We start from the raw sequence: 11,934 nt of genomic DNA, 5'->3' as shown, positions 1-11,934 counted from the left end.
CATGCATAATTATCAATCGTTTTTTTTTGAATGTGACGGCTTTCATTATTACATTTATAGTAACGATTAGATAAGCGAAAGGTTTCATCTTTTATAGTGAAATTACATCAAATGCTTCAGAAACATTGTTGCAATTCCAAAGTAAGTCATCAGCGAAAAGATATCATTTAAAGTAGTAATCAGCGGTCCTGATGCCACAGCCGGGTCAATCTTCAAGCGGTATAAAATTAAAGGAATGATCGTACCGGCGAGGGTGCCGATAATCAGTGTAAAAAAGAGGGAGGAACCTACGACAGCCCCTAAAATTAAATTGCCCTGCCAAATATAAGCAATAATGGCGATAATAATCGCACAGGTCACACCAATGGTGATCCCAACACCAAGTTCCCGTGCGATTAAGCGAGTGATCACCCTTCTATTGATATCCTGTGTAATCAGCCCCCTCACTACTACTGCAAGCGATTGGGTCCCGGTATTCCCAGTCATTCCGGCAATCATCGGCATAAAAAAGGCGAGCGCCACCACGCGTTGCAGAGTCTCCTCAAAACTGCTAATAATCCTTCCCGAAATAACACCGATAAATAATAATAAAATCAACCATGGCAAACGCCTCGCGGCTGCTACGAAGGTTTTTGTTTCAAAATCGATTGATTTCCCTGATGCCGATAATTTTTCAATATCCTCATTTGCCTCCTGGATGAAAATATCAATGATGTCATCGACCGTCACAATCCCGACCAAGACGTTGTTTTCATCGACTATCGGTATAGCTAAGAAATCGTACCGTTCAGCCGTTTGGGCGACGACTTCCTGGTCAGTTGCAGCCGAAACAGAAATGACCCGTTCATACATAATCTCACGGATCTTTTCTTCCGGTTCTGCCAGCAATAAATCTCGGTAAGAAACTACACCAACAAGCTTGCGGGCCTCATCAATGACATACAGATAATTAATGGATTCAGCAAACTCAGCAAATACCTTAAACTTGTCTACGGCTTCCCGGACAGTAAAATAGTCACGAATCCAAATAAAACGGTTGGTCATAATTCGACCGGCTGTTTCTGGAGGATAATTCATAATGCCTCGAACGGCACTTGATTCTTCCTTTTTCATACCAGATAGGAGCGAATCCTTCTTTTCAGGAGACAATTCATTTAACAACAGGGCCAAATCATCATTGTCCATCAGATCTAAAACTTTACTGGTCTTTTCGATTCCAAGAATATTTAATAACTCGAGCTGCTCCTCTTTATCAAGCTCCTCCATCAAATCTGCCAGGACATCTGTGTCTAAATAAAGTAGGAATCTCCCTTTATGCTTTTCCGGAAGGTCTTCATAAATTTTAGCCACATCATAGGGCTGGAGCTCCTCGAGGATGGCTTTAAATTCTGCCTTTTTGTTATCCTTTAGAGTTTTAATAATATAAAGGCTGATTTCATCCGCAGTCATATCTTTTATCATACTTATTTGCCCCTTTCTGTGGGTGCCGATAAAAATTAGCTGTTAAAAATGGTAGATGAACAAATAATAAGGAGTAGGATATATAAAAATAGTATGTGTAACTGAAGAAAATTTTTTGTAAAAGAAATGAAATATGCTATTAGGCCTATAATTTGATAAAATAAGGAAGGATTTACAAAGAATAATTGGAAGTTTCATGGAAACTGTCCGTTAACATATTACATGTGGTTGATCGGAGGAGTTTGGCTTTGAAAAAGCATCATCAAGACATACGGGATCTCATCTATGTACACCTTAATCAATCAGATCAGTATGTAATGTCCTACGGTATTGAATTCAGCGAATTTGCTGCTGCTTTTTCAGGTTCATTAAATCATTTGCTTTTACTAAAGCACCGTTTTGATGATGCTGATTTTAATATGCATACACTACTCGAATATTGTCCGGACGACCGAATTGATAAGTTAGCAGCCGAGGATGTATACGGATATGGAAACTTTTGCTGGATTGATTTTACAGAGGAAGAAGTATTGAATGAACTTTCAGGTCAGGAGTTAGCTGAATTACTATTCCTCGGCCATCAGAAGCAGCATTTAAAGTTGCCCTTTTACAACAAACTCGGCAACCGTTTTGTTTATCTAGCCCATGATGATGGCTGGTATAACAAAATTTACTATCGAAGCTTTAAGGACTTTTTTCATTTACTAAGTGAAGTGATTGCAGGTAAGCTTGGCGAATTAAAGCTTGAAAAATCCATTTTAGGGATTAGGAAGAAACGGACATACCCGCAGGTCAATAAAGAAATCCTGCTTTCATTAACCCCGTTTATGAAAGAGGGGATTTGTATTTCTTTACGGGATGCAGAACACCAGCGCACACGAATTGACATTCCAATTTGGGTCATGGGTGATTTTGACAATATGGATGATATGTATGAAGAGTACCAACAAATCTCCAATAAGCCTTACCATGCTAAACTAATCTTTGATAAAAGAACCAAAGAGTGGAAGCTCAATGTCATATAGTTTGCAGAACAGTCCTACTAGCAGGACTGTTTTTCATATCATAAATAGTGACTATTGTCTGCAATAGGTTTATCTAAATATTTCCGGGTAGCCCTGTGATAGAAGCTATAACAAAATGTGGATAGATTTGTATTGAAGCAAGCACTAGGTATCATAAAATAATCAATGAGAAAAAACATTAAAAAACAGGTCAGCCACATTTCCTATCTTATTTAGTATAGTGTTAAAATATAATGTGAATGAGAATTTGGAGGAATAGTAATGAAAACAAAACTAGGGTTATTATATGGCGGAAAATCCGCTGAGCATAAGGTTTCCTTACAAACAGCACTTGCTGTCATCCGAGCATTAGACCTTGAAAAATTTGAAATCTATCCAATTTACATAAATGTTGAAGGACAGTGGATTAAAGGGCCGCAGTTACTTGAGCCGGTTGAAAATGTGCAGGCACTTGAATTTACCAATGCGCCACAATTATCACCGTTATCATTGGCACCTGCTCTTTTTCAGGCCAATCAGCAAGAATCTGCGCAGCTTGATGTTATTTTTCCATTGTTACACGGACCAAACGGCGAGGATGGAACGGTCCAAGGCTTATTAGAACTTCTCAATTTGCCGTATGTTGGAAATGGTGTTCTTGCTTCCTCTGCCGGGATGGATAAAGTGCTGATGAAAAATATTTTTGCACAAGCCGGGCTCTCGCAGGTAAACTATGTCTCTTTTATTAAAAGTGAATGGGCAAAGGCAAAGGAAGACGCCTATTCCCGTGTTGAAGAGCAGCTTGGTTATCCGTGTTTTGTGAAACCAGCAAACCTTGGCTCTAGTGTCGGAATTAGCAAATGCACAAATCGTACTGAGTTAGACAAAGCCTTTGAGGAAGCCTTCCAATTTGACCGCAAAGTCATAATTGAAGAAGGCGTTGTTGCCCGCGAAGTTGAAATTGCTGTCCTTGGCAATGATGAGCCAGAATGTTCTGTGGCTGGTGAAATTGTTCCAAAGAAGGATTTTTATGATTACAAAGCAAAATATGAAGACGGGGATACAGCACTAATTATCCCTGCAGATATTACCGAAGAAGAATATGCACAAATGAAGGAGATGGCTGTTCGTGCGTTTAAGGCACTAGACTGTTCCGGTCTTGTTCGTGCAGATTTCTTTTTAACAAAGGATGGCAAGGCGTTAATTAACGAGGTAAATACAATGCCTGGCTTCACCCCTTTCAGTATGTTCCCGCTATTATGGAAGCATACAGGCTTAGAATATCCACAGCTGATTGAACGCCTGGTTCAGCTTGCACAAGAAAGACATGCGGAGAAACAGCAAATTAAGTATACGTTTTAATAAAAAACTAAGACACGGCTTGTACGCCGTGTCCGTTTCTATTTGAGAAATGTGGGTAGATTTATAATGAGAAAAAGGAGGGTATCCAATTGATCAAACGTTCTTTGAAACAGATTTCAGAAATGGCCTCGGCCATAAATGATATTACCCCTTTTGCAGATGTTATCATTGAGGGGGTTACCATCGACACACGAAAAATTCAGGCAGGAAATTTATTTGTACCCTTTAAAGGTGAACGTTCAGACGGTCATAAGCATGTGGAAGAGGCAATCAAAAAAGGGGCAGCCGCGGCTCTATGGCAGAAGGATGTTCCAAATCCACCGCAAGGGCTGCCAATCTTAGTTGTTGACGACTGTCTTGTAGCCTTGCAGGAAATGGCACGAAAATATCGGCAGGAATTATCGGTCAAAGTAGTTGGGATTACGGGCAGTAATGGTAAAACAACAACAAAGGATATAACAGCTAGTTTACTATCGACTCAATATAAGGTTCAAAAAACCGAGGGAAATTATAACAACCACCTGGGTCTTCCGTTAACCGTTTTAGGGTTAAGTGAAGATACTGAAATTGCGGTACTTGAGATGGGAATGAGCGGCCGAGGGGAAATTGCCTTTTTGACTAAACTTGCCTGCCCTGATGCGGTTGTGATTACTAACATTGGAGAATCGCACTTGCTTGACCTCGGTTCAAGAGAAGGAATAGCGGAAGCGAAACTAGAAATACTTCAGGGATTGCGTGATGGTGGACTTGCCGTTCTTCATGGTGATGAGCCTTTATTAATGGAGAGGATTTTCGAATATAAAGGAAACATTAATATCCAAACGTTTGGCCGAAATTCTACGAATGACCTCTATCCTAAGGATATAACACAAATTGAGCAAGGCAACTCCTTTAAAATAAATGTCTCGGATACGGTCTTTGAGCTGCCTGTTCTTGGTACACATAACATATTGAATACTCTCGCCGCTATGTCAATCGCCCATTATTTTTCCATTCCATATGAAAAAATGAATGCAGGATTGGCTAACATTAAGCTTACTAACATGCGTATGGAACTTGTTGAAGGAAAACAAGGTGAAAAGATCATTAACGATGCTTATAATGCCAGCCCTACATCGATGATGGCGGCAATTGAACTTGTATCCAATCTTCAGGGATACAAACGGAAAATTCTCGTGCTGGGGGATATGCTCGAGCTTGGCCCAGAGGAAGAGCAGTACCATTTGCAAATAGGGACAGGACTAAATCCGGAAAAAATTGATTATCTGTTCACATATGGTGAGTTAGGCAGCCACATTGCCAAAGGAGCCCATCAGGCTTTAAGCGAAGAGAAAGTATTTGCCTTTAAAGATAAGTCAAAACTGATTGAAAAATTAAAGACATATGTAGATGAAACCACACTTGTCCTTGTTAAGGCTTCACGCGGGATGAGATTAGAGGAGATTGTTCAAGCTTTACAAAAGAAGTAAAGGGGATGGGCGGTGAGAATGTGATTGGCTGCTTACTTATTCATGGCTTCACGGGTGCTCCTTATGAAGTAGAGCCGCTGGCAGAGTATTTGCAGGAACGGACAGATTGGAAATTTAGTATTCCGACATTGCCGGGACACGGTGTTCCCGGCTCCTTAAAAGGAGTTCATTTTCAGGAATGGATTGATCATGCCGAGGCTGAATTATCGAAACTGATTGATACTTGTAACGAGGTATATGTCGTTGGTTTTTCAATGGGTGGTATGATAGCCAGTTATCTCGCCGCCAAGTATCCTGTAAAAAAGCTGATTCTATTGAGTACAGCTGCTTTCTATCTGAACCCGAAACAGTTAGCTGTCGACATAAAAGAAATAGCCAAGGATTCCCTGCACGGAAACTTACGAGCGAATGAATTATTTCTCCGTTATAAAAGAAAAATAAAAGAAACACCCTTTGCGGCTGCTTTACAGTTCCGCAGGCTTGTTTCTTTTATTAAACCTCTGTTGCATCAGGTAAACGTGCCAACCTTCATTGCACAAGGGGAGAGTGACGGGATTGTGCCGCCCAAAAGTGCTGAATATTTATTCCAAACCATAAGTGCAAGGCAGAAAAAACTCACCTATATCAAGCATTCCAAGCATCTTATATGCCACTGTGAGGCACGGGATTCCCTGTTTTCTCAAGTGTTTGATTTTTTAATGGAGAAATAGCCTTTTTAAGGCTTGAAGATGGTTTAAAAGATGTCATTATTGCAAATTAATAGTAACAGTGGTATGATATTCATCAACGTGTCTAAAGAACGAAGATTGAAGGCATACTCTTTTGGAGAATGTCTTTTTTTTGGTAAAATAAAGAAGTGGAAATTACCGCATTTTGATGCGTATGTTTGTATATTCAGCACTTATATACCAAATATTTTTTATATAGATGAAGGAGAATGAAAACATTGACAAAGTTTGAAGAATTAGGTATAAGTCAGGCTACTTTAAAAGCTGTACTCAAAATGGGTTTTGAGGAAGCTACACCAATCCAATCAGAAACGATTCCGTTGGGGCTAAAAGGTATAGATTTGATCGGGCAAGCTCAAACAGGAACAGGTAAAACAGCTGCTTTTGGAATTCCGTTGGTTGAAAAAGTTGACGTAAAAATGGATGCCATCCAAGGAATTATTATCGCCCCAACTCGTGAGTTAGCGATCCAGGTTTCAGAAGAACTGTATAAAATCGGGGCAGGAAAAAGAGTACGCGTGCTGCCGATTTATGGTGGCCAGGATATCAGCCGCCAAATTCGCTCATTAAAGAAAGCTCCACATATTATTGTTGGAACCCCTGGACGTGTATTAGATCACATTAATAGGAAAACAATGCGTCTTGATACCGTTAATACGGTTATTCTTGATGAAGCAGACGAAATGTTGAACATGGGATTCATCGAAGATATTGAATCGATTCTTGCTTCAACACCTGCAGACCGCCAAACGCTATTGTTCTCAGCAACAATGCCTGGACCAATTCAAAGAATGGCCGAAAAATTCATGAAGAATCCTCAAATTGTTCGTGTAAAAACGAAAGAAATGACCGTTCCTTTAATTGAACAATATTACATTGAAGTGCAAGAAAAAAATAAATTTGACGTGTTAACAAGACTTCTTGATATTCAATCACCGGAACTTGCCATTGTGTTTGGCCGGACAAAGCGCCGTGTTGATGAATTAGCGGAAGCATTGACTTTAAGAGGATATACAGCAGAGGGTATTCATGGTGATTTAACTCAAGCAAAGCGTATGTCAGTCCTTCGAAAGTTTAAAGAAGGAACGGTTGATGTCCTTGTTGCAACTGACGTAGCGGCAAGGGGTCTGGATATTTCCGGCGTTACACATGTATATAATTTTGATATTCCGCAGGATCCGGAGAGCTATGTTCACCGTATCGGCCGTACAGGTCGTGCCGGAAAGACGGGTGTTGCGATGACTTTCATCACACCACGTGAGAAATCTTACCTTGCTGTTGTGGAAAAAACAACGAAGAGAAAGATGGAAAGAATGCAGGCTCCAACCCTTGATGAAGCACTAGAAGGTCAACAACGTGCAGTTGTTGATAAAATTGTTCAAACAATTGAATCCAACAACCTTCATTATTACAAAGCTGCAGCACAGGAATTACTAGAAGGCAATGAAGCTGAAACTGTTGTGGCTGCTGTATTAAAGATGTTAACAAAAGAGCCGGATACTACTCCTGTAAAATTGACAGAAGAATCTCCACTGCCACAAAAAAGAGATAGAAAACAGTTTGACCGTGGCGACCGCCGCAGAAGAGACGATTCCAGAGGTTCGTACAGCTCTGATCGTAACCGAAAAAAAGCGCCGGTAAAGCCAAGAAGCGGTGAAAAACGAACTGGCGGTAAGTCATCAAAGCCAAGAAGCTATAATCATCAATAAACGGAAAAAGAGCAAGGACGAGGTCCTTGCTCTTTTATGTTTTTTTATTCTCAACCGGGGTCATCGACTTCTTCTTCACATAGTTCTTAATGGTATCCATCAGAAGATATAATAAAGGGATGGATTCTACACAGAGGGCGAAGGTTGGCCAGGAGTGTTCATAAACATCACTAAGACTTGCAAAGTTCTCCGCCATAGTTACCGACATGGAAACGACAATTGCTGCTAATGAAAACGTCAGGGGCCTGTAATCTTTTAGTTTTAATAACTGGGCAAGAATATGAACGGCCAAATAAAAGAAAAAACTAATTTTGATATAAACCATTGTGGACCACACGGCAATTAAGAGCGGATCTAAGTTCTCAATAAATTCAGCAATTTTAATGAAACGAACCATCTCTAATATTGGGAAGGCTAAATGAGCCGTTAAATTTGGACCAAACAGAAGTAATAAAAAACCAATATAGACGATAATCAGACTAATCGAATAGAATATCGCCCAGAAAAAGGATCTTCTTGTTTTTTCTATATCCATAATATAGGGATAGATAAAAATTAATAGGACTATCTCGCAGAAAAAGGGCGAAATAAAATAACTTCCTTGTACAATACCCTGGAAATCATGATTGGTTATAAAAGCCATCGAACGCTCCCATTTTAGCTCTCTCCCAACAAAGACCGTGTTTAAAAGAATGGCGAAGATGGTGATAAAAAATAAACCTTGAGCTGATCGAAATAGCGTGACGATACCTAATCGAGCCATTATGGCGACAGTACCACCAAAGAGAATCCCGATGGCCCAGTTTGGTGTTTCGGGCAAATAGACTTGGATAATGAAGTCCTCATATTCTCTTAACATAAAGGCACTGCCGTGAAAGCAAAAAAAGAACATTGCCCCCATAAGGAGGAGATGGACCCAGTAAGGAAAGATTTCTTTTCCATAAGTCACAATAAATTGATCTGGTCTTCGGTTGGCAAGTTTTATTCCTATAATGGCTTGAGCAACCGCACTTAACCCTCCGATAAAAATGACAATTAAGGAATCATATTGTGCCATTTTAACGAGTTGGACCGAAGAAAACCCAACAAATGTCGAGAAAAAAAAGAGAATTAAAAAATGGATGATTTGATGTTGAGAGATCCCCTCAGTTTTCAACTATTCCCCACCTAACCTATTATCTTTTCCTGCAGCGGCCTAAATAGGATTTCAATTAATTCATTAGGATTCAGACTATACTTGAAAAGATGCGTCGAAATACAATAACAGAAAGAAACACCCATGATACATAAGACAATGAAGAATGTTCTTTTTTTTCGCTTTCGATTCTTAAGGTAATTCCATTCGTAAAAAGAGATAATAATGAAAAATAAAATAATGATAATCATGGGCTTAGTTCCTTTGTCCAAAATGGATTATTCTCTGAACCCTTTCGTTTTATCTTTAGATCTACATAGATATTAACTTTTACTTTGTCTTGATAAAGTGACGACCAGTTCCTTTCAGATTTTTTCCATATTTTTGGTTTATACCATGATAAATATTCACCAAATTGAAAGACATCTGCACCCGCCTTTTTAGAGGCGGTAAATGCTGCCCCAATCCTGTCCTTAATATCTTTTTCTGCAATTAATTCTAATTTTTTAATATTTTTCTCCTTGCTGAAATCGATTGTTGAGTCCGATTCCGAAAGGTCATCTTCGACATTGACGTGAACATCAAACGTATATGGCTCGTTTTTTGATGGGTGAATTTTTGCTGCTGCTTGCAATACAGTTAAGTTAACTTCCTTGTGATCCGTTGGTGAATAAATCGTGACCAGTGCACGTTTAATCGTGTTTCGGAGCCACAAGGCCCCTCTTCCTTCATAAGATGTTAGCTTACCGACCATTCTGTAATTTTTGAATAAGGCGACTCCATCTGTACCAACCCAAACAACTTTTTTTCCATTTTCACTAACCATTTTGCGTTTTCCTACTTTTAAAATACTGACTGCCATATCACCATTTACTGTTTCAAGAAAGTCCTTGGGTGTGGTTAATAGAGCAATTTCTTTTTTTGTGAAACCTAACAGGATTCTTGTTTGCGACCGTTCAAAGGTTGGAGCCATGTTAATAATATTCTTTGCCTTTCCGGGTGCTACAAACATAGCCAGATTGATGTTAAGGCTTGGTTCACGGATAATAAATTCCAATATTTTGGTAATCCCTTCCCTGGCCATTTCTTGTCCAATAATCACAAGTTTCGCTTGTCCAAAACTAATTTTCCGAGGCAAATCAACCTGCATTTTATGAAAGGCTTGTGAGATATTTGTGCCTGAATAAGTTAAGGTTGCATAAGGTTTCCCTAATGACAGCGTTCCGCCTGATTGTCCTGTAGCAAGTCGATTGGGAAGTGGAAAGGTTAAGGTTACATCAATATTGCCATTTTTCCCTTTATCCACTAGGATGGCTGAGACAAACGCTCGCTCATTTATTTCTATACGAGACCAGCATCCTGTTAAAAAAAACGTGCAAATAACGATTGAGAAAATAAGGGCTATCTTCAATCATCATCCTCCTCCACAAATGGATAATTAAGATTAGATCTCTTATGATCCTTTGTGCCAACGAACGAAGGACGACGTTTCAATAACCACCAAGGGGCTCGTAAAAAGGTATCCTTTAAATCATTAGCGCGGATCGGTGCAATTGGTGTAAGGTATGGCATTCCAAAAGAACGAAGGTGAACCAAATGGATATAAATAAGAAGACAGCCAATCATCAATCCAAAAATGCCAAAACTTCCCGATAAAATCATTATGGGAAAGCGAAGCAGACGAATCGAAAAACCGAAATCGAAATAAGGTACGATGAAGGAGGCAATCCCTGTTAAAGAAACAATAATGACCATTGGCGCAGAAATTATTCCTGCTTGAACAGCAGCTTGCCCAATGACTAATGCACCCAATATGCTAATGGCCTGCCCAATTGCTTTTGGGATCCGAAGCCCAGCTTCTCTTAATGCTTCAAAGGTTAGTTCCATAATAAATGCCTCCACCATTGCAGGAAATGGTACTAAATCTCTTGCAGCTGCAACACTCAATAACAAGTCATATGGAATCATCACAGGATGAAAGGTCGTCAACGCAATATAAAAGGATGGAAACAGCAGTGATATAACTAAAAAACCCATTCGCAGCCATCGGACGAAATTGGCGAAAACATAGCGTTGATAATAATCCTCCGGTGATTGAAGAAACATTGTAAGGGTAACCGGTACAATAAGAGGGATAGGTGTGCCATCAACAAGAATAACCACTCTTCCTTCGAGCAGGGCTGCAGCAACAACATCTGGCCGCTCTGTTTTTTGCGCCTGCGGAAAAGGCGATAATGGGAAATCATCCATATTTTCTTCTATATAACTGCTTCCTAAAACTCCATCCATTTGAATACGGCCAATTCGCTGTTTCACTTCTTCGATGATGTCTGGCTTGCAGATTCCTTCTAGATATCCAATGACTACTTTTGTTTTTGTGAATTTACCAATCAACTGCTGTTCCATTTTTAAAGCGGGAGATTTAATTCTTCTGCGAATCATGGTGATATTCGTATGAATATCCTCAACAAATGCTTCCCTAGGTCCTCTGATGACATTTTCATTTGCCGGCTCACTGATGGCTCTTTTCTCAAATTTTTGTAATGGGAAGGCAAGCATCCGCGGGTCACCCTCGAAAAAAATTAATATATTTCCATCAAGGACAAGTTCCACAGCCTTCTGCATATCTGTTAGTAGACTGCTTGACATAGCGCTAATCAATTTTAATTCAAGTAATTTATGAATAAATTCCTGATGTGAGGAGGCAAAATCCTCATTTGCGAGATAGGAAAGGACTTGCTCATCAAATAAACTTTCATCAACCATATCCTGTAAGTAAACAATCCCGCAGCGCGTATGTTTAGCGGTTAGCTCATAGATGGTGATATCAGAACATTGATTAAATGACTGCTTTAGCCATTTATATCGGACATCAAAATCTTTTCCTAAAAAAACTTGTCCAGGAGTATTGGTGTTTGGGGTTTGTTTTTTTTCTTTTGAAAAAAAGGGCATGGTGGTGTCACTCTTTCCACAAAACTTTTTTTTAGATTTCCCTATTTACAGTAAATAATTTGTAGTTGAAAAAAATAGATAGGTGAGAATAATAATATAGACTAAGTAGAGGTG

The 11,934-nt window shown here is 39.5% G+C and carries 9 protein-coding genes; 5 read left to right on the top strand and 4 right to left on the bottom strand.

Annotated elements, in window-relative coordinates; genetic code table 11:
- Positions 1-102: 102 nt before the first annotated feature.
- A complete protein-coding gene (gene mgtE, locus M3226_RS25810; RefSeq protein ID WP_251571572.1) occupies positions 103-1,461 on the bottom strand; it encodes a magnesium transporter in 1,359 nt (452 codons plus the stop codon).
- Between the two features lie 248 nt (positions 1,462-1,709).
- Between mgtE and M3226_RS25805 the strand changes: the two genes are divergently transcribed.
- The 5 genes from M3226_RS25805 to M3226_RS25785 all read left to right on the top strand — a co-directional run bounded on the left by M3226_RS25805 (position 1,710) and on the right by M3226_RS25785 (position 7,733).
- Positions 1,710-2,486 carry a hypothetical protein gene (locus M3226_RS25805; protein ID WP_251571570.1) on the top strand — a complete coding sequence of 259 codons (777 nt, stop codon included), beginning with the start codon at positions 1,710-1,712 and terminating at the stop codon, positions 2,484-2,486.
- Between the two features lie 261 nt (positions 2,487-2,747).
- Positions 2,748-3,827, top strand: a complete 1,080-nt coding sequence (locus M3226_RS25800; protein ID WP_251571568.1) for a D-alanine--D-alanine ligase — start codon at positions 2,748-2,750, stop codon at positions 3,825-3,827.
- An 89-nt stretch (positions 3,828-3,916) separates the two neighbouring features.
- A complete protein-coding gene (locus M3226_RS25795; RefSeq protein ID WP_251571566.1) occupies positions 3,917-5,296 on the top strand; it encodes a UDP-N-acetylmuramoyl-tripeptide--D-alanyl-D-alanine ligase in 1,380 nt (459 codons plus the stop codon).
- 5 nt (positions 5,297-5,301) lie between these two features.
- Positions 5,302-6,006: an alpha/beta hydrolase gene (locus M3226_RS25790; RefSeq protein ID WP_251571564.1), complete on the top strand. Its 705-nt coding sequence runs from the start codon at positions 5,302-5,304 to the stop codon at positions 6,004-6,006.
- Positions 6,007-6,233: 227 nt separating this feature from the next.
- Entirely contained in the window at positions 6,234-7,733 is a 1,500-nt protein-coding gene (locus M3226_RS25785; RefSeq protein ID WP_251571562.1) for a DEAD/DEAH box helicase, read from the top strand.
- Positions 7,734-7,767: 34 nt separating this feature from the next.
- On the opposite strand, the gene M3226_RS25780 is transcribed toward M3226_RS25785, so the two are convergent.
- From M3226_RS25780 to M3226_RS25770, 3 genes are all read right to left on the bottom strand, one after another.
- Entirely contained in the window at positions 7,768-8,889 is a 1,122-nt protein-coding gene (locus tag M3226_RS25780; RefSeq protein WP_251571560.1) for a GerAB/ArcD/ProY family transporter, read from the bottom strand.
- 226 nt (positions 8,890-9,115) lie between these two features.
- Positions 9,116-10,279 (bottom strand): Ger(x)C family spore germination protein, encoded by a 1,164-nt coding sequence (locus tag M3226_RS25775; RefSeq protein ID WP_251571558.1) that lies wholly within the window; start codon positions 10,277-10,279, stop codon positions 9,116-9,118.
- Positions 10,276-11,820: a spore germination protein gene (locus M3226_RS25770; protein WP_251571556.1), complete on the bottom strand. Its 1,545-nt coding sequence runs from the start codon at positions 11,818-11,820 to the stop codon at positions 10,276-10,278. The genes M3226_RS25775 and M3226_RS25770 overlap by 4 nt, the downstream gene beginning before the upstream one ends.
- Positions 11,821-11,934 lie beyond the last annotated feature (114 nt).

The organism is Neobacillus cucumis (genome assembly GCF_023715505.1).
This window is presented reverse-complemented; position numbering and strand designations above follow the sequence as displayed.